This is a genomic window from Gaetbulibacter jejuensis (genome assembly GCF_039524015.1).
GTDB lineage: Bacteria > Bacteroidota > Bacteroidia > Flavobacteriales > Flavobacteriaceae > Gaetbulibacter_B > Gaetbulibacter_B jejuensis.
On record NZ_BAAAGF010000001.1, the window covers coordinates 224,503 to 244,430 of the forward strand.

Annotated in this window: 13 protein-coding genes; 7 read left to right on the forward strand and 6 right to left on the reverse strand. The window is 35.3% G+C overall.

The annotated features are described in order from the left end of the window. Window position 1 precedes the first annotated feature (1 nt). The 3 genes from ABD011_RS01005 to ABD011_RS01015 all read right to left on the reverse strand — a co-directional run bounded on the left by ABD011_RS01005 (window position 2) and on the right by ABD011_RS01015 (window position 2,911). A complete protein-coding gene (locus ABD011_RS01005; RefSeq protein ID WP_343795139.1) occupies window positions 2-868 on the reverse strand; it encodes a DUF58 domain-containing protein in 867 nt (288 codons plus the stop codon). A 108-nt stretch (window positions 869-976) separates the two neighbouring features. Continuing rightward, a complete protein-coding gene (locus ABD011_RS01010) occupies window positions 977-1,981 on the reverse strand; it encodes an AAA family ATPase (RefSeq protein WP_129760824.1) in 1,005 nt (334 codons plus the stop codon). A gap of 153 nt (window positions 1,982-2,134) precedes the next feature. Continuing rightward, entirely contained in the window at window positions 2,135-2,911 is a 777-nt protein-coding gene (locus tag ABD011_RS01015) for a DUF4382 domain-containing protein (protein WP_343795140.1), read from the reverse strand. Window positions 2,912-3,128: 217 nt separating this feature from the next. Here ABD011_RS01015 and ABD011_RS01020 point away from each other — a divergent pair, with 217 nt between their 5' ends. The 3 genes from ABD011_RS01020 (at window position 3,129) to ABD011_RS01030 (ending at window position 6,249) form a co-directional block, all read left to right on the forward strand. Beyond that, window positions 3,129-3,992, forward strand: a complete 864-nt coding sequence (locus ABD011_RS01020; RefSeq protein ID WP_343795141.1) for an aldo/keto reductase — start codon at window positions 3,129-3,131, stop codon at window positions 3,990-3,992. Between the two features lie 330 nt (window positions 3,993-4,322). Next, window positions 4,323-5,075, forward strand: coding sequence for an SDR family NAD(P)-dependent oxidoreductase (locus ABD011_RS01025; RefSeq protein ID WP_343795142.1), 753 nt, complete (start codon window positions 4,323-4,325; stop codon window positions 5,073-5,075). Between the two features lie 40 nt (window positions 5,076-5,115). After that, the gene (locus ABD011_RS01030; RefSeq protein ID WP_262733591.1) at window positions 5,116-6,249 is read left to right on the forward strand and encodes an ATP-binding protein; all 1,134 of its coding nucleotides are present in this window, start codon (window positions 5,116-5,118) and stop codon (window positions 6,247-6,249) included. A 159-nt stretch (window positions 6,250-6,408) separates the two neighbouring features. Here ABD011_RS01030 and ABD011_RS01035 read toward each other — a convergent pair whose 3' ends face one another. The 3 genes from ABD011_RS01035 to amaB all read right to left on the reverse strand — a co-directional run bounded on the left by ABD011_RS01035 (window position 6,409) and on the right by amaB (window position 10,677). Beyond that, window positions 6,409-7,599, reverse strand: coding sequence for a DUF1501 domain-containing protein (locus ABD011_RS01035; protein WP_343795143.1), 1,191 nt, complete (start codon window positions 7,597-7,599; stop codon window positions 6,409-6,411). A 3-nt stretch (window positions 7,600-7,602) separates the two neighbouring features. Beyond that, window positions 7,603-8,979 carry a DUF1800 domain-containing protein gene (locus ABD011_RS01040; protein WP_343795144.1) on the reverse strand — a complete coding sequence of 459 codons (1,377 nt, stop codon included), beginning with the start codon at window positions 8,977-8,979 and terminating at the stop codon, window positions 7,603-7,605. A 144-nt stretch (window positions 8,980-9,123) separates the two neighbouring features. Further along, entirely contained in the window at window positions 9,124-10,677 is a 1,554-nt protein-coding gene (gene amaB, locus ABD011_RS01045) for an L-piperidine-6-carboxylate dehydrogenase (RefSeq protein WP_343795145.1), read from the reverse strand. A gap of 237 nt (window positions 10,678-10,914) precedes the next feature. On the opposite strand from amaB, the gene ABD011_RS01050 reads away from it, so the two are divergent. The 4 genes from ABD011_RS01050 to pbpC are packed head-to-tail and all read left to right on the forward strand — an operon-like array spanning window position 10,915 to window position 19,870. Next, complete coding sequence (locus tag ABD011_RS01050; RefSeq protein ID WP_343795146.1) at window positions 10,915-16,491, forward strand: alpha-2-macroglobulin family protein; 5,577 nt, start codon at window positions 10,915-10,917, stop codon at window positions 16,489-16,491. Continuing rightward, a complete protein-coding gene (locus ABD011_RS01055) occupies window positions 16,492-17,214 on the forward strand; it encodes a YqjF family protein (protein WP_343795147.1) in 723 nt (240 codons plus the stop codon). It begins immediately after the preceding gene. After that, entirely contained in the window at window positions 17,211-17,522 is a 312-nt protein-coding gene (locus ABD011_RS01060; RefSeq protein ID WP_343795148.1) for an antibiotic biosynthesis monooxygenase family protein, read from the forward strand. Before ABD011_RS01055 ends, ABD011_RS01060 begins: the two co-directional genes overlap by 4 nt. Beyond that, a complete protein-coding gene (gene pbpC / locus ABD011_RS01065; protein WP_343795149.1) occupies window positions 17,519-19,870 on the forward strand; it encodes a penicillin-binding protein 1C in 2,352 nt (783 codons plus the stop codon). Before ABD011_RS01060 ends, pbpC begins: the two co-directional genes overlap by 4 nt. The last annotated feature ends 58 nt before the right edge of the window (window positions 19,871-19,928 follow it).

Genomic DNA, 19,928 nt, shown 5'->3' on the forward strand with positions numbered 1-19,928 from the left:
TTTATCCTCTACGTTTAAAATACCCTAGCAACTTTTTCACATAACTTTCGTCTACTCGACAATCAATAGTTCCTGCACCAGATTTTGTAAAACTATCCTTGTAATAATCTACTCGCTCTTTATAATATTTGCTGTAGTTACGTCTTACTGTTTTAGACTGAGTGTTCACAAGCATTAACTCGCCACTTTCTTCGTCTTGCATTTGTACCATACCTATATTTGGCATGTCTTCTTCGCGTTTATCATAAACCCTAATACCAGTAACATCGTGTCTTCCTGATGCTATTTTTAAGGTTTGCTTATAGTCATCAGTAATGAAATCGCTAAGCACAAAAACTATGGCTTTCTTTTTCATTACGTTAGAAAGAAACTTTAACGCCTCAGCAACATTGGTTTGTTTACTTTTAGGTTGAAATTCTATAAGCTCTCGTATAATACGAAGTACATGCGAGCGTCCTTTTTTAGGTGGAATATACAGCTCAACATCATCTGAAAAGAGAATGAGCCCGATTTTATCATTGTTTTGAGTTGCAGAAAAGGCCAGTGTTGCAGCTATTTCGGTTACAACTTCATTTTTAAACTGAGCTTCGGTTCCAAAAAATTCAGAACCTGAAACATCTACCATAAGCATCATGGTAAGTTCTCGCTCTTCTTCAAAAACCTTGATATATGGTTCGTTATAACGTGCAGTTACATTCCAGTCTATATTACGAACATCATCACCATATTGGTACTGCCTTACTTCAGAAAAAGTCATACCACGACCCTTGAAGGTTGAGTGATACTCACCACCAAAAATATGATCAGACAATCGACGTGTCTTAATCTCTATTTTTCGTACTTTTTTTAGTAATTCTTTAGTATCCATTTTTTTTAGTATGCAGTGTTCAGTATGCAGTAAGCAGTCCTAAAATAGCATCCAGTAATTAGTTTTCAGTTTTGCACTGAAGACTCACGACTGAATACTGCCAACTAATTAAGGTACTTCAATCTCGTTTACGATTTTATTAATGATGTCTACTGAAGTTACATTTTCAGCTTCGGCTTCGTAAGTAATTCCAATTCTGTGACGCAACACATCATAAACCACAGCTCTAACATCTTCAGGAATGACATATCCACGACGCTTTATAAAAGCATAACATTTTGCAGCAGTTGCAAGATTGATACTTCCACGAGGTGATGCACCAAAAGAAATTAGTGGTTTTAAATCGGCTAGTTTATATTTTTCAGGATAACGTGTAGCAAAAATAATATCGAGGATGTACTTTTCTATTTTTTCATCCATATACACTTCTCTAACTGCTTTTTGAGCATTGAGAATTTGTTGAAGTGATACTACAGGGTTTACTTTTTCGAAAGCACCTTTTAAGTTAGCACGAACAATTAATTGTTCTTCTTCAATTTTAGGATAATCGATAACTGTTTTCAACATAAAACGGTCGACTTGTGCTTCAGGTAACGGATAAGTTCCTTCTTGCTCAACTGGGTTTTGTGTTGCCATAACCAAAAACGGCTTATCTAATTTAAAGGTGTCGTCACCAATAGTTACTTGCTTTTCTTGCATCGCTTCTAGTAATGCCGACTGTACTTTTGCAGGTGCTCTGTTAATCTCATCAGCAAGTACAAAATTGGCAAATATTGGTCCTTTTTTTATAGAGAAGTCGTTTTGCTTCATGTTGTAGATTAATGTACCTGTAACATCGGCAGGTAATAAATCTGGTGTAAACTGAATTCTGCTAAAACTACCATCAACCGCTTGAGAAAGCGTATTAATAGCCAATGTTTTTGCTAAACCAGGAACACCTTCTAGAAGGATATGACCTTGTCCAAGTAATCCGATAAGTAATCGTTCAACCATGTGTTTTTGCCCAACAATTACCTTATTCATTTCTAAAGTAAGTAAATCAACAAAAGCACTTTCTTTTTCAATTTTCTCGTTAATTGACTTAATATCAATTGTACTTGTATCTTCCATCATTTTTTGGTTTTTAAAAAGCTCGAATATAGTATGCTTATTTGAGTGATGCAAATTGTTAAAATTTTTTGTGTGCTGTTGTTAATAATTGGTTAAAAAATAAAGCGTAGTGCCAATTGCACTACGCTTTAACAAATATTTATATGTTTTAATAATTTACTCTAAGGTTACAACGCCTAAATCAGTATTTGAGCCTACATTGACTTCAACATTTTCAATAGTCTGTATTGGCAATTCAGAACTTACATCAGGAGTTATTGTAACAGTATAGCTTCCTGAAGCTAATCCTACTAATTGGAAATAACCTGATTCATCTACAAAGGCAGATACAGTATCAACACCATTGGTTGCACTAACTTCTGTTTGGATTCCTATTGGTAAAACACTTCCGCTAATAATACCTGTTTCAGCTTCAACCGAAGCTCTAATAACAGGCTTTAGATTAATATTTCCTGAGTTTCCTGCAATTACCACAGACTCATCTACATCAAAATCTAAAAGAAAAGTATACTCATAATCTGGGAGCAGTGTTTCGTTTACTTGAATTTTTAAACCTGATTGTTGCGCTGAAGGTGTATTTAATGGTTGTGTTTCCCCATCAATTACAATTGTATTGTCATCGCCTAAAACCAAGCGTATTTGATTAAGTGTTCCTGAAGGCACTTCATAATCATCAGCTAAAAGCACATTAATTCCTCCTGTGAGTTCTAGTAAATCATAAACTCCTGTGTTTATAGCTGCAACGCTTACCCATCCACTATCATCATCACTGTCGTCATTTACTTTAACCATAACGTCAACTACTTCAACAAATACATTGTCATAATCTCCAGGTGCATCCATTAATTTTACTGAAATCTTTGATGTTCCTTGTGGAGAACTTGTTGTATCATCATCACTACATGCTAAGAAACCTAGTGTTAAAACTGACATTAAAATTAATTTAGCTTGTCTCATAAAAATCATATTAATTGTTTTTTGGTTACATAAATATGTACGCACTAAATAGCATTTTAGATGTTTCCCCTTATGAAACCACGAATAAACAACTAATAATCAATTCATAATAAATATATAAACCAACAAAAGTTTAATAATAAATGTGTTTTAAGTATTTTTATCTGATAATTACAATAAACATTAAAATCTCTTGAACTATTCTAAAATTATTGCAGGTACGATGACCTGGGGAAATTGGGGAAAACAGTTTTCTAAAAAAGAAATGGAGGCCTTTATGCACCATTGCATAGAACAACAAATCACAACTTTTGATCATGCTGATATTTATGGAGGTTACACCAATGAATCTCAATTTGGTGATGCCTTTGCAGAAAGTGGCATTGATAGAGAACACATACAACTGATAAGTAAATGTGGCATACAGTATATTACTGAAAACCGCAATAATAAAGTGAAACATTATGACTACAGTAAAGATTACATTATCTGGTCTACCGAAAACTCTTTAAAGCATTTAAAAACCGATTACTTAGATCTATTATTATTACACAGACCGAGTCCTTTAATGCATCCTAATGAAATTGCTGAAGCTATTACAATCTTAAAAAAAGAAGGGAAGATAAAATCGTTTGGAGTTTCAAATTTTACACCTTCACAAATGGAACTTCTTGGGTTACGAATAGATATAGATGTAAACCAAATTGAGTTTTCACTTACACAACACACAGCTATGCACGATGGCACATTAGATTATATGTTAACCAACGGTATAAAGCCAATGTGTTGGTCTCCTCTAGGAACAGTTTTTAAAGATGAAACTAACCAAACCCAACGCATACACAAGCAACTAGAAGCATTAACTGATAAATATAACGCCTCAAAAGACCAACTACTTTTGGCTTGGATATTAAAGCATCCTGCTCAAATAACACCTGTTGTTGGAACTACTAATAAAGAACGCATTGTTGCTGCCTCAAAGGCTGCTACTATTGATTTAGATCTTGAAGATTGGTTTTTAATTTTAACTGCTTGCCAAGGCCATAAAGTACCTTAAAACAAAAAATATAATGAAGAAAAAAGCCTTTAAATTAATGCTTAGGTTATTAGTTTATTTTTCTATTTCAATAGTTATAGGCTTTTTTATGGTTAAACTTCCCTATCAGAAAAATATATACCTCTTTTGGTCCGTAATGTTTTTAATGGGATTAACCGCAGCAATCATTAGATTTTTTCCTGACAAAACAGAAAGTAAAATTGTTTCATTTTCGTGGCATATTTGTATCACTTGCATTTTTAGTTTTTGTATGTTTTTCATCATCGACACATATTATAAAACTGAAAACTCTAAGTATCTAATCCCGCCAGAAAATAAAAAAAAGAGACTATGAAAAAAACAGCGTTAATCACTGGAGCCACAAGTGGTATTGGACGAGCAACAGCACACCTATTTGCTAAACATGGTATTAACTTGATACTTTGTGGTCGTAGGCAAGAACGTTTAGAGATTGTAAAAAAGGCTTTAGAAAAAGAAACCGATGTCGTGACTCTTAACTTTGATGTAAGACACAAAAACGAAACACTAGATGCTATTGCTTCGTTACCTGAAAATTTTAAAACCATTGATATATTAATCAATAATGCAGGAAATGCCCATGGACTTGACCCAATACAAGATGGAAATCTCGACGATTGGGACGCAATGATGGATATAAACGTAAAAGGTTTACTTTATGTTAGCAAAGCGATTATTCCACAAATGACTGAGCGAAAATCAGGTCATATAATAAACATTGGGTCATCAGCAGGAAAAGAAGTATATCCAAAAGGCAATGTGTATTGTGCCAGCAAACATGCCGTGTTAGCGATTACTGAAGGTATGCGAATAGATTTAAACGAATTTGGAATAAAAGTAACTGCTATAAATCCTGGTTTGGTTGAAACCGAGTTTTCTAAAGTACGTTTTAAAGGAGGTGAGCAAGCAGACTCTGTTTATAAAGGTTACAAGGCACTACAAGCTGAAGATATTGCTGAAATAATTCATTTTGCAGTAACACGACCTACTCATGTAAATATTGCTGACCTACTTGTATTTCCTACTGCTCAAGCGAGCTCGACTATTGTAAAAAAAGAACATTAAACTATAATATAGATTCCTGCTTTCACAGGAAATTTAAATTATGATTAATAAACGCTTACTCATAAAAAACCTACTAGCTCATAACGATGAGAACAGTTTTTATGACAAAAAGCGAAAAGTTGATATTAGTCAAAAGGAAGGAAAAGCTAAATTTTTAAAACACATTTGCGCCTTATCTAATAGCAACCCTAAAAACAATTCTTATATAGTTATTGGTGTTGAAGATTCAGATAATGCTATTATTGGCGTTGATTTTTTTGACGATAGTAAAATTCAAAACCTCATCAACGCTTATCTTACAAACCCTCCTATTGTACAATACGAAAACATTCCATTTCCTCACTTACCTGACGACAAAGTTGTGGGTTTGGTAACCATTAGACCTAATGATAAAATTACTTCATTAAGAAAAAACATTTGGAAATATTATGGTGGCTCAGTCTTTTTTAGAGATGGTAGCATGAGCATGCCCAAAGTGTTTGATATTGAAATAAAAGATGTCAATTCAAAACTTGTTGAAGCCATTGAATCTCATGCGCAAAACAATATAGAACACACACTTGATGGCGTGTTTGATTTTATGACTAAACGTAAAGATTTTAACCCTCAATATAAGGTGTTTAAAGAATACTTTGTAGTGTGTTGGTCTGGACAAAAAAAAGTAGTGAAAAATGAAATATTCTTTTCAAGAGTAGATATTAAATTGATAAACGAAGAAGTGCGCTTGTTTTATTCAACACTCGATGAAGTTTCTATTGAATACACTGAAAGTTCTTTTAAAATAGTTGAATACGTTAGTCTTGGACTTCAAAATTCTTATAAGTATTATCCTCTAGAGGAAACCATAATTAGTTTTGAAAACAACGCAAACTACAGCATTAATACACAGCTACTGTTTCAGCCTCCACAATACGACAAAAAAGTACTTCATCATATATACAACACCAACAATAAAATTCTTGAAAAACTAAAAAAAGGGCTTCTTTTAAATAAAAATGAAGAAGAAGATTTATTAAACTTACCAGCAACATACTTAATATGTTACCTCAACCTTTTTCATGAAGCTATTGATAAACTTGACGAAGCTAAACCATTTTTAAAGGCACATAAAAGCAACGTGTATTCGCTTTATAAAGACACGATGAGAATTTTAAGAAAAGTGAAATACAGCTAGTTTTTTATTGAATTTACCGTTCATACATTTTTTTCTGCATCTCATAGTATTTTTTTACCTATATATTTAATTTTTATGATTTTAGCAGTGCTATTAATCAATTACAAATCAACCTTATTTCTCCCGATAAAAGTTCGGCATTGAAGTAAGGTTTTTGTTTTATATAAACTTTAGGTTCATAAAGTTTTTGTTCAAAATTTTAGTATCATCTACCATTAACCATTTGTTTAATACTGTAGCATAAATAGACCTAAAATCGATTTCAAATTTTATATCACCATTAGCATCCAAGTTAGATAAGCTAGCCATATCATTGTAAAGTCCTTGTCGCTTTAGGTTTTCACCAACAATAAATAGATTGTTTGCTGAACCATGATCTGTACCATGTCCTGCATTTTGTTTTACGCGTCGCCCAAATTCAGAAAACGTTAAAATGAGCGTGTCTTTAAAGGTGTTTTGCTGTTTCAAATCTTTTACAAAAGCCTCAATACTTTCTGCATAAATTTCTAATAACCTACTATGTGTGCCTTTTTGGTTTGCATGAGTATCAAAACCTCCTAAAGAGGAATAAAACACTTTAGTATCAATACCTGAATTAATAAATTTAGCCATTGTTTTTAGCTGCACTCCAAATTGGTTATTAGGATATTCTTGAGTTGAACTAATCGTTTTTGTAGTTTCATAAATGTACTTTGCTGATGACTCTGCAGCTATCATACTTTTATACAAATAGCCCAAATTGTGTTCACTTAAGTGCTCATCATTATAGTGATTAAGTACTCCTCTAAAATATGGGTCGTTTGCGGTTTTAAATAATACTTCAGGGTTTTTAGTTGCAATACCATTAAACTCTTCACCTTTTAGAGCCAATGAAAGACTGTCATCTATTTCAATGGCATTGTAAGGATGTTCGCCATAATTATCCAAAAAACGACCTATCCAACCACTCTGTTTATACTCTTCAGAGCCGCTTGCGGTTTGCCAAATGTCAGTAGCTCTAAAATGTGACCGATTAGGGTTTGGGTACCCAACATTGTTTATTATAGACAAGTAACCTTGATCATACAATCGTTTTAAAGGACCCAAGCTAGAGTGTAATCCTATATCATCGTTCAACTTTAAAACATCGTCTTTTCCTAATGCTATTGTTGGTCTTGCGTTATGGTACAAATCATCTCTAAAAGGAACAACAGTATTTAATCCATCATTTCCTCCTGACAATTGAATAATGACCAATCGTTTAAAGCCTAGTTTAGAACTTGCTACTGTTTCAAAGGCTTTTACAAAGCTTGGAACAAAAAACAAACTGCTTGCTAAGGTTGAGTTTTTTATAAATTTTCTTCTATCCATAACTTAACACATTTGATATTCTGGCAACGACATAAGTTGAATACATACATCTTGTTTTGAAGATTTGTTTAAATTATTAAGATAAGACAGCGTACCATTGTTTAAAGGTTGTTGAATAATATACTCTTTAAGGTCATTGATCTTTGTTTTACTGAAATTAGACTCAAAAACCGACCATTTAGCATCTGTTTGAAAAGGTAGCTTGTTTTTATTTCTTTTCAATAATCGCTGTTTATAAGCATCAACAAAATCACCATCTTCTTTACTAGATATAAACGCATTATTCAATAAAACCGAAGCTAATCTTAGCCTAATCATAATTGTGTTACTGTCTATCCAACTTCTTCCACCTTTCCAGCCAGCAACATTAGGAGGAGAAAGTAATACTTGACCCAAAATGCGTTGAATTTTTAAAGAATCGCGCTCATTTTTCAGCTTAAATGGCACAGTATTATTTATCCCAATAATTAATTCAACTGGTGATTTTATTTTTGAACCAATATGTTCTTCAGCATAAAACCAATCACTTGAAAAAACAAAACGCATTAACTTTTCAATGTTATAGTTAGGATAAAATTGATTCACCATCTGTTCAATATGAACTGAATTTACGCTATCATTCACAAAATACTTGTACACCTTTTCACATATAAACTTGGCGCATTGTTTTTGTTCTAAAATAATGTCAATTATATCATCCCCATCATACTTTCCTGCCTTACCAAAAAAGTATTTAAACCCTGTGTCATGCTGTCTTTGTCTAAGATTGAAATCACCTTCAAAGTCATGATTATATCCTGTAAATGCTTTTGCACTCTGCTTAATATCTTGCTCAGTGTAATGGCCTGTTCCTAAAGTAAAAAGCTCCATTAATTCTCTTGCAAAATTCTCGTTAGGGCTTTGTTTTCGGTTCTGTTTGGTGTTGAGGTATTTTATCATTGCAGGCTCTTTGGATATGGCTTTTACAAAATCGCCAAAATTACCCAAAGCATGTTGTCTTAAAACATTGTTATATTGCTGAACAAATAGTGCGTTGCTGTCTTGTACAACAAAATGATTTGCCCAAAACAAAGTCATTTTTTCTCGTAGTAACTCATTAGTATCAGTGAGTCTTTGCATCCAAGCACCATTAAATTCAAGTATTTTTTCTCGACTCATTTTCATAAAATCTTTTCTAATGGATTTACTCTTTTTAAGCCAATCAACAGAAAAACTTTCGAGCTCTATTAAGTCAATTACTAAAGGAGTAGTCTTTGAAGATTGTTTAAAGAGCGTATCAACTACCTGTATTTTGGTTTTACCAATAAGTTGCTCTATTTGCTTTGGTGTAATACCAAAACCTGCTCTCCAATATAAGTGTTGAATGTGCTTTTGATTCATATATGTTTGACTTACATAAACCTGAAACGTTTAAAACAATAACTCAAAAACAGTTCCAAAAATTTTAAAAACAACACTAAAAGTTTGTTAAAACTAAAAAAGCCACATCGTTTGATGTGGCTTTAATTTATTTAAAAAAACAGTTTATAAATCAAACTTAATTCCTTGCGCTAATGGCAACTCAGTAGTATAATTTATAGTGTTTGTTTGGCGACGCATATACACTTTCCAAGCATCACTACCAGACTCGCGTCCTCCTCCAGTTTCTTTTTCACCTCCAAAGGCTCCACCAATTTCAGCTCCTGACGTTCCTATATTTACATTAGCAATTCCACAATCGCTTCCTGCATGAGATAAGAAACGCTCTGCCTCGCGTAAGTTATTAGTCATAATCGCTGAAGACAACCCTTGAGCTACACCGTTTTGCATCTCAATAGCATTTTCTACATCACCAGAGTATTTTAATAAATATAACACTGGAGCAAAAGTTTCATGCTGTACAATTTTCATATCATTTCTGGCTTCAGCAATTGCTGGTTTTACATAGCAACCGCTTTCATAACCTTCACCTGAAAGCACTCCTCCTTCAACAACAATATTTCCTCCTTCTTCAACAACTTGTGTTAATGCATTTTGGTACATTTTTACTGCATCAGTATCAATTAATGGTCCAACATGATTGTTTTCATCTAATGGATTACCAATTCGTAATTGCTTATAGGCATCTACTACAGCGTCTTTTACTTTATCGTATATTGAATCGTGAATAATTAAACGTCTTGTAGAAGTACAACGTTGTCCTGCAGTTCCTACAGCTCCAAACACTGCTCCTATAACAGTCATTTTAATATCAGCATCAGGTGTAACAATGATTGCATTGTTTCCTCCCAATTCCAGTAAGCTTTTGCCTAAACGCCCTGCAACTTCTTGAGCTACAATTTTACCCATTCTTGTTGATCCGGTTGCAGATACTAAAGGTACACGTGTATCTTTAGTCATCATTTCACCAACTCTATAATCTCCATTTATTAAACAAGAAATCCCTTCTGGTAAATTATTGGCTTTAAAAACTTCAGCTGCAATGTTTTGACAAGCTACTCCACAAATTGGAGCTTTCTCACTAGGTTTCCAAACACATACATCACCACAAATCCAAGCTAAAGCTGTATTCCATGACCAAACAGCTACAGGGAAATTAAATGCAGAAATAATCCCAACAACACCAAGCGGATGATATTGCTCATACATTCTATGTCCTGGTCTTTCAGAGTGCATCGTTAAACCATGAAGCTGACGAGATAACCCTACAGCAAAATCACAGATATCAATCATCTCCTGAACTTCACCTAAACCTTCTTGGTAAGATTTACCCATTTCATAAGACACCAATTTACCAAGAGCTTCTTTCTTTTCTCTTAATTTATCTCCAAACTGACGTACTATTTCTCCACGTTGTGGCGCAGGCATTACTCTCCAAGTTTTAAATGCTGAAGTAGCTGCTTGCATCACTTTTTCATAATCGTCTTTTGTTGTCGCCTTTACTTTGGCTATCAATTTTCCATCAACAGGAGAATAACTTTCAATAACATCTCCATTAGAGAAGTTATTTACACCTGTAGATGTACCTTCATTTATATCTTTAACTCCTAATTGTTGTAACGCTTCTTTTATTCCGAAATCGGTAGCGATTGCATCCATATTTGTCGTTTTTTTATGAATTATTAAATTTTTATGCGAAGATACTAATAAATTGTCGTTTTAACTTGAGAGTTCATTTTTAAAAAACGTAACTTTAAAACTTTAAGTTTAATTAAAAATTTAAGACTTATTTAACAGTAACCCAAAGACTAAAACTTAAAAATTGAGCGTAATTATTTTATAAGGAATTACCTACACTTCTTTTTATTAAGTTCAATTTTTTAAAACCATCAATCTATGCCATTAAGAAAATTTTTGGCTATCGTAGCTGTGCTTACGCTAGTCGCATCCTGCAAAAAGAAAGAAGTAGAAACCGACAACATTTTTAAATTTAGAGACTATATAAGTTACACCTCTTCAGGGTTGGTTTCGGTGGTTGATCCTATTCAAATTAATTTGGCAAACGATGTCGAGGGTTGGGAAATGGGACAAGAAATTGCTGATAAAATAGTGTCTATCTCACCACATTCCGAAGGAAAACTAACAGTAGCTAACAAGCACACATTAATTTTTACTCCAGATGAACCTCTAGAACCTGCAACAGAATACACAGTTACAGTAAAACTGAACAAGATTTACGACAACATTCCGAAAGGGTTTGAAGATTACACCTTTCAGTTTAAAACTATCACGCCAAATTTCAGTATCGTTACCAACAACCTACAATCCTACAGCAAAAACTGGCAGTATCTAGAGTCTATTTTACGTTCGGCAGATGTGATTAATTTAGAAGATGCTAAAAAATTGGTTGAAGCCTCTCAAGACGGAAAAAATTTGTCCATTGTTTTTAATGAAAACAACACGCGTTCAAAAGTTTTTGAATTTAGAATTGATAGCATCAACCGAAAAATTGAGGATAGCGAAATTCTCGTAAAATGGAATGGAAAAGCTATAAAAGCAGATAATTCTGGCGAAAACAAAGTAGTCATTCCAGGTATTAACAACTTCACTATTATTGATGTAGATGTTATTCAATCACCTGAACAATACCTTTCCATAAACTTTTCCGACCCATTAAAGAAGCAGCAAAATTTCGACGGATTGGTCACTATTCAAAATGTAAAAAACCCAAAATATGTTGTTGATGGCAACGTGCTAAAAGTGTATCCAGACAGCAAACTGGTTGGTAATATTCTGGTTGATGTGTTTCAAGGCATTTCCAACGATGAAGGCTTTAAACTCAAAAAACCGTTTTCTGAAAGCATTGCTTTTGAAGAATTAAAACCACAAGTTCGATTAATCAGCAATGGTACCATTTTACCAAATTCACAGGAACTAAAATTCAACTTTGAAGCGGTAAATTTAAGTGCTGTTGATGTACGCATCATCAAGATTTTTGAAGATAATATTTTACAATTTCTACAAGATAACAACCTCAACAGTAACAACGAATACAACATTAAAAAAGTTGGTCGTCGTATTGCCAAACAAACCATTCAACTACAAACTGCTGCCGAAAACACTGGAAAATGGAAAGCCTACAGCATTGATTTATCCCATTATTTTAAGGCTGATGCTGGCGCAATGTATCGTGTGGAATTGAGTTTCAACAAAAATTATTCGTTGTACGATTGCTCTGCAAACACCTCTGTCACCAATGCAGAAGATGATGAATACGACGATTATTACTACGAAGAAGACTATTATTACGAAGGCGATTACAATGAGACTTTTACCGAAGACGAAGAATTAAAAGAAGAAGAATATTGGGACAACCTCACGTACAGATACCGAAACTACACTTACAATTGGCGTGAACGCGATAACCCTTGTCACGAAGCGTATTACAACGAAAACCGTATCGTATCTCAAAATCTATTGGGTTCAAACTTGGGCGTGATTGCTAAAAAAAGCACCAACAATTCCTATTATTTTGCGGTAACTGATATTTTAACAACCAATCCTGAAGCCAATGCGTCGGTTAAAATTTATAACTTTCAGCAACAAGAAATCGCTTCTTTATTTACCGACAAAGACGGACTCGTAACTATTGATGCCGAAAAACACGCGTCGTTTGCCATTGTCACCAAAGGCTCTAACAAAACTTATGTGAAATTAGCTGATGGCAATTCGTTGTCGTTAAGTAAATTTGATGTTTCAGGAAATAAATTACAACGCGGACTTAAAGGCTATATTTTTGGCGAACGTGGTGTGTGGCGACCTGGAGACACGCTGTATTTAACTTTTATGCTAAATGATGTTGCCAACAAACTCCCAAAAGGACATCCCGTAAAACTGGAAATTACAGACCCTAACGGCAAGTTAGTTTACAAAAATATTACTGCAGACAACCTCAACAATTTTTATACGTTCACTGTACCGACTTCTACTGAAGATAAAACCGGAAATTACAACGCCAAAGTTTCGGTTGGAGGCGCAACCTTTAATAAAGGATTGAAAATTGAAACCGTAAAACCAAACCGATTAAAACTTAAAGTCGATTTTGAAAAAGAGATTTTAACCAGCAACGAACCATTAAACGGAACTTTGGACGTAAAATGGCTTCACGGAGCTGCTGGAAAAAACCTAAAAGCTGAAGTGAAAGCGAAATTCAGTACATCGTATTCAGGATTTAAAAATTATACCAATTACGTTTTTAACGACCCAACACGCGAATTCAACACCGAAGAAATCAACGTGTTTGAAGGTAATGTAAATGCTGATGGTTTAGCAAGCATCAACAAAAAGTTGGAAGTCGGCAAAAATGCTCCAGGTATGTTGAACGTACAATTTTTGGTTCGCACTTTTGAAAATGGTGGCGATTTCTCAATGGATGCTTTTACCAAACAATATGCACCTTACCAGTCGTTTGTTGGGTTGAAATCTCCTAAAGGAAACGCCTACGGCTCATTTTACACAGATGAAAACCAAACCTTTGATGTGGTTGTGGTCGATAAAGATGGTAAACCAATTAAACGCAACAATCTTGAAGTAAAAGTCTATAAAATTGAATGGCGTTGGTGGTGGAATTCCTCTTACGACAACCTGTCGAGTTACGTATCGAGCACCTACCACAGGCCGTATTTAGACACCAAAGTGAATACCGATGCCAACGGAAAAGGGTCATTCAGCATAAAAATTCCAGATAACGAACGTGGTCGTTATCTCATTAGAGTGGTTGACCCAAAAAGTGGTCACGCCACAGGACGAACCGCTTATTTCTATAAAAACTGGTGGCAAAAAGCACCTTCAAACGATAAAGAAGCGGCTAAAATGTTAGTGTTTTCAGCCGATAAAGAACAGTATAATGTTGGCGAAACGGCAAAAATCACTTTTAATTCCGGTAACGAAGGTCGTGCTTTGGTAAGTATAGAAAATGGCACCGAAGTGCTCGATTACAGATGGGTAAAAACCCAGCAAGGCGAAACGGTTGTTGATGTTCCAATAACCAATGTAATGGCGCCAAATGTATTCGTAAATATTTCGTTGTTGCAACCGCACGCTATTTCGGCAAACGATTTACCCATCCGTTTGTATGGCGTCATTCCACTTATGGTGGAAGACCCAAATACCAAGTTGGAACCTCAACTAAAAATGCCAGATGTGTTAAAACCAGAACAAGAATTTAAGGTTTCGGTTTCAGAAAAAAACAACAAACCTATGACTTACACTATTGCGATGGTCGAAGAAGGTTTGCTCGATTTAACGCGTTTTAAAACACCAAATGCTTGGGACGAATTTTACAAGCGGCAAGCTTTGGGCGTAAAAACTTGGGATATTTTCGACGATGTTATTGGCGCATATTCTGGTAGCATCGACCAAGTATTTGCCATTGGTGGTGACGGTAGCGCATTGGCTGGAAAAAACAAAAAAGCCAACCGTTTTAAACCTGTGGTCACCTATTTAGGACCTTTTAATTTAAAAGCTGGTGAAAACAACACGCACAGCATCAAACTGCCAAACTACATTGGTTCGGTTCGCACTATGGTGGTTGCCGGAGACAATACCAAAGAAGCTTACGGAAGTACCGACAAAACCGTACAAGTGAAAAAACCGTTGATGGTGTTGGCTTCGCTTCCACGGAAATTAAGCCCTGGCGAAAAAGTAATCCTTCCAGTGACTGTTTTTGCGATGGAAAACAAAGTGAAAAACGTCAATATTAGCTTGAAATTAAGCGATGGTATTTCCGTAGTTGGTGCGCAAACCCAAAACTTGAGTTTTGCAAAACCGGATGAGCAAATGGCGTATTTTGAATTGGATGTCAGTAAAGCAAAAGGCATCAATATTATTGAAGTGATTGCTTCCGGAAATGACGAAAAATCGACTTACAAAGTCGAATTGGATGTGGTGAATCCGAATCCAATTACTTCAAAAGCTATCGACAAAACTTTAGAAGCTAAAGCCACAGGTACATTGGATTTTTCAACCTTTGGCGTTGTAGGAAGCAACAGTGCAACGGTAGAATTTTCAACCTTGCCTCCAATGGATTTCACTCGAAGATTACAGTATTTAATTCAATATCCTCACGGTTGTTTGGAGCAAACTACTTCGGCAGTATTTCCGCAGTTATTCTTGAGTGATATTTTCGATTTAACTTATGATAAAAAGCAAAACATTCAATCTAACATTGAAAATGGTATTAAAAAACTAGCCCATTTTCAGCAGCCAAATGGCGGAATGAGTTATTGGATGGGAGAAAATACCGCCAACGATTGGAGCACAAGTTATGCAGGACATTTTATGTTGGAAGCCGAAAAGAAAGGTTTTGTATTGCCGCTAACCTTCAAAAACAATTGGTTAAGCTATCAAAAACAAGCTGCTCGCGATTGGAGACCGAGTTACAGAACCTACAATTCCGATTTAGCGCAAGCCTACCGATTATACACTTTGGCGTTAGCTGGCGAACCCGATTTAGCAAGCATGAACCGTTTGCGTGAGTTTTCGGAAATTTCCAACGAAGCCAAATGGCGCTTGGCAGCAGCATACGCATTGGCAGGACAAAAAGAAGCGAGTGAAAGCATTTTACAACGTGCCAATATTAATTTTCAACCGCCTAGATACAACTACTATACTTACGGTTCGATAGATAGGAATAGAGCCATGGCATTGGAAACTATGGTCTTGACCAAAAACCCAAAACAGCGCGAATTGGCGCAATACATTGCCAAAGAGTTGTCTGGAAATCGTTGGATGAGTACCCAAACCACAGCCTACAGCTTGTTGGCTATGGCGAAAATGGTGGAAGCCAATGGCGGAAAAGCCTTGAACATAAGCTACACCAACAATGGCAAAACCGAAAGCATAAACACCAAAAGTGCCATTGCGCAGCGAGAACTCAACGTTATTGACGGCAATAATGCACTTTCGTTTACCAATAACATTGATAATGTGGTGTATGTGCGTGTGCTAAATTCAGGAAAATTACCTTTAGGTGAAGAAATTGCAGAACAACGCGGATTGAGTGTTTCGGTGCAATACAAAGATTTAAAAGGTAACAAAATAGATGTTTCCAAACTGCAACAAGGTCAGGATTTTGTAGCAACCGTTAGCGTAAGTAATCTTAAAAATGAAAACGTGAACGATGTGGCGTTAACGCAAATTTTCCCTTCAGGTTGGGAAATCGTCAATACACGTTTTACCGATTTTGGCGATACAACAACAAGTCAAGCACGTTATACCGACATAAGAGACGACCGCGTGAATTTCTATTTCGATTTAAGTAAAAAAGGAAAACATGGTACCAAAACCTTTAACGTGATGTTGAACGCTTCCTATTTAGGAACCTATTATTTACCAGGAATTCAAGCCGAAGCGATGTATGATAATGAGTATTTAGTGAGAACTAAAGGCCAGTGGGTAACTGTTGAGAAATAAATGAAAGCAAAAGAAGTTATAAAACATACCAAACACAGACCTTTTGAAATTCCTTCACGCTCTTGGAAATTTTATCAAGAATGGAACAAAGCCATTTTTTTGCATTGGAAAGTTTCTCCAGAACAAATACTACCTTTTCTACCTAAAGGTATATCGGTAGATACGATTCACGGGAAAACTTGGGTGAGTTTAGTGGCTTTTAATATGAATAATATTGGTGTAAGAAGTTTACCGAAAGTCCCACACATATCAGATTTTCATGAGATAAACATACGCGTTTATATTACTTGCAATGGCAAACCCAGTGTTTATTTTTTAAGTATGGAAGGTGGTAAACGTTCATCGTGCAAGGTCTTAAAAGCAATGTCTAAATTTCCCTATTATTATTCTAAAATGGAACGAACAGATTTTAGCTTCGCTTCCAAAAACAACAATTACAATAATTCATTTTATACTGAATATCGTTTTGACAACAAACAGATTATAAAAGATGAAACCGATATTTGGCTAACCGAACGTTATGCGGTTTTTCAGGATTATAAAAACCATATTATTGAGTACGATGTGCATCACGTAGAATGGCCAATGGAATCTATTTCTATAAAAAAGTTAGAACTAGATTACACTAAATTCAATCACTTAATTAATAACAAACCTGATAGAATACACTACTCTAAAGGAGTTCAAGTTTTAACTTGGGACAAAAGAAAGCTCATATTATGAAGAAAGATTTTAAACCATATTATGCAGTCATTTTCACTTCAACTCAAAAAGAGCATATTGAAGGTTATGCAGAAATGGCAAACCAAATGGAAGCACTTGCCAAAACTCAAGACGGCTTTTTAGGTATGGATAGCGCAAGAAACGAAGTTGGAATTACAGTGAGCTATTGGGAAAGTCTGGAAGCTATAAAAAACTGGAAACAGCACACCGATCATCTAGTAGCGCAACAAAAAGGCAGACAAGATTGGTACAGTTGGTACAATGTGAAAATTTGCAAAGTAGAACGTGTGTATGAGTTTAATTTGTGAAGAAAATAACAACCTACATAAAAAACAACAAAATAAAGTCAGTAGTACTTTTTGTATTGCTGATTGCCTATTATTTCTGTTTGCCAAAACAACTTTTCAAAGACCCAACTGCAACGGTTATCACTAGTAAAAACGACGAATTATTAGGTGCTCAAATTGCAAAAGACGGTCAATGGCGATTTCCGCATAACGATAGTATTCCAGAGAAATTCAAAACTTGTATTATTCAGTTTGAGGACGAATATTTCTACAAACATCCTGGTTTTAATCCGGTTTCCATTTTTAAAGCTTTACGCGAAAATCTAAAATCTGATGGTATAAAACGTGGTGGAAGCACCATTACGCAGCAAGTAATTCGCTTATCCAGAAAAGGTAAAAACCGAACCTATTTTGAAAAAGCCATTGAAATCATTCTAGCAACACGCTTGGAGTTGCGAACTTCAAAAGATAAAATTCTCTCTTACTACAGCAGCAATGCACCTTTTGGAGGCAATGTCGTTGGTTTAGATGCTGCTTCGTGGCGCTATTTTAACAGAAATTCGAATGAACTTTCTTGGGCTGAAAGTGCCACTTTAGCTGTTTTACCTAATGCTCCTAGTTTAATTTATCCTGGGAAAAATCAGGAACGCTTACTTAAAAAACGCAACCGTCTTTTAGCAAAACTACTTCAAAACCAAATCATTGATTCGTTAACCTATAATTTATCTATTGCTGAAAGTTTGCCACAAAAACCGTATCCGTTGCCACAAATGGCACCTCATTTGTTGCAAAAAGTGGCTCAAAATTATTCTGGTAAACACGTAAAAACAACCATCAACACACCATTACAGCAACAGGTTAATCGCATTGTAAAAAGACATTACAATCAATTAAGTCAGAATGAAATTTACAATGCAGCAGTTTTGGTTTTAGATGTAAAAACCAGACAGGTTTTGGCTTACGTTGGCAACACGCCTACAGATAAATCCCATCAAAAAGATGTGGATATTATTGATAAACCCAGAAGTACAGGTAGTATTTTAAAACCGTTTTTATATGCTGCAATGCTTGATGCTGGTGATATTTTACCCAACACTTTAGTGGCCGATGTACCGACCCAATTTGGGAGTTACAATCCCGAAAATTACAACAAAACATACGATGGTGCCATACCAGCAAGTAGAGCTTTGTCGCGTTCACTGAATGTGCCTTCGGTGAGGATGCTTCAGGAGTTTGGGTTAGATCGATTTCATCATTACCTAAAAACACTTCGGCTTAAAGATTTAAAATACAATGCTAATCATTACGGTTTATCGCTTATTCTTGGTGGTGCCGAAAGCAATCTTTGGGATTTATGCAAAAGCTACGCAGCATTATCTTCAACCTTAAATCACTTTTCTGAAACGTCGAGCGAATATTATTCCAACGAGTTTTGTGAACCTACATTTTTAGCTTCGGAAACGGTTGACTTCGGAAAAAAAACCAGTGAAAAAACACTGTTTGATGCAGGCTCCATTTATCTCACTTACGAAAGTTTAAAAGAAGTAAACCGACCAGAAGGTGATGAAAACTGGGAGTTTTTTGATGGTTCTAAACAAATTGCTTGGAAAACAGGCACCAGTTTTGGCTTTCGTGACGCTTGGGCTATTGGCACTACAACAGATTACGTGGTTGGTGTTTGGGTTGGAAATGCCGATGGAGAAGGCAGACCAGGTTTGGTTGGAGTACAAGCTGCAGCTCCTATTTTATTTGATGTGTTTGATGTGTTACCCAACAGCCCATGGTTTGCAAAACCTTTTGATGAAATGCAAGAGGTTACTATCTGTAAAAAAAGTGGTCATAGAGCATCGCCAAATTGTGATGATACCGAAAATAAATTCATTCAAATTAGCGGATTGAAAACCAAACCTTGTCCATATCATGTGTTGGTGCATTTGGATAAAAGCGAAACCTTTCAAGTGAATTCTTCCTGCGAAAGCACAAGCAATATTATACATAAATCGTGGTTTGTGCTGCCACCTTTGATGGGGTATTATTACAAAACCAAAAACCCGTTTTACAAGCCTTTGCCCAAATTTAGAAGTGATTGTTTGGGTGAAAACAGTATTTCAATGGCATTTATTTATCCGAAGGAAAACAACAGTATTTTTCTGCCAAAAGATTTTGACGGTTCAACCAACGATTTAGTGCTCCAAATCGCCCATTCAAAACCTGAAACTACTGTGTTTTGGTATGTTGATGATATTTATATGGGAAGCACGAAAGACATCCACGAACTCGCCATTATCCCTAAACAAGGTAAGCACTTAATTACTGTGGTAGATGAATTTGGTAATGAAGCGAAGCGACATTTTACAATTTCAGAATAAGCTTATGCTTATTGATGCCATAAAATCGCTATTTTTGTTTTACAAACATTTTATATAC

Coding starts and splice junctions, on each gene's coding strand:
- ABD011_RS01005 (WP_343795139.1), bottom strand. CDS start 868: ATGGATACTAAAGAATTACTAAAAAAAGTACGAAAAATAGAGATTAAG.
- ABD011_RS01010 (WP_129760824.1), bottom strand. CDS start 1,981: ATGATGGAAGATACAAGTACAATTGATATTAAGTCAATTAACGAGAAA.
- ABD011_RS01015 (WP_343795140.1), bottom strand. CDS start 2,911: ATGTCAGTTTTAACACTAGGTTTCTTAGCATGTAGTGATGATGATACA.
- ABD011_RS01025 (WP_343795142.1), top strand. CDS start 4,323: ATGAAAAAAACAGCGTTAATCACTGGAGCCACAAGTGGTATTGGACGA.
- ABD011_RS01030 (WP_262733591.1), top strand. CDS start 5,116: ATGATTAATAAACGCTTACTCATAAAAAACCTACTAGCTCATAACGAT.
- ABD011_RS01035 (WP_343795143.1), bottom strand. CDS start 7,599: ATGGATAGAAGAAAATTTATAAAAAACTCAACCTTAGCAAGCAGTTTG.
- ABD011_RS01040 (WP_343795144.1), bottom strand. CDS start 8,979: ATGAATCAAAAGCACATTCAACACTTATATTGGAGAGCAGGTTTTGGT.
- amaB (WP_343795145.1), bottom strand. CDS start 10,677: ATGGATGCAATCGCTACCGATTTCGGAATAAAAGAAGCGTTACAACAA.
- ABD011_RS01050 (WP_343795146.1), top strand. CDS start 10,915: ATGCCATTAAGAAAATTTTTGGCTATCGTAGCTGTGCTTACGCTAGTC.
- ABD011_RS01055 (WP_343795147.1), top strand. CDS start 16,492: ATGAAAGCAAAAGAAGTTATAAAACATACCAAACACAGACCTTTTGAA.
- ABD011_RS01060 (WP_343795148.1), top strand. CDS start 17,211: ATGAAGAAAGATTTTAAACCATATTATGCAGTCATTTTCACTTCAACT.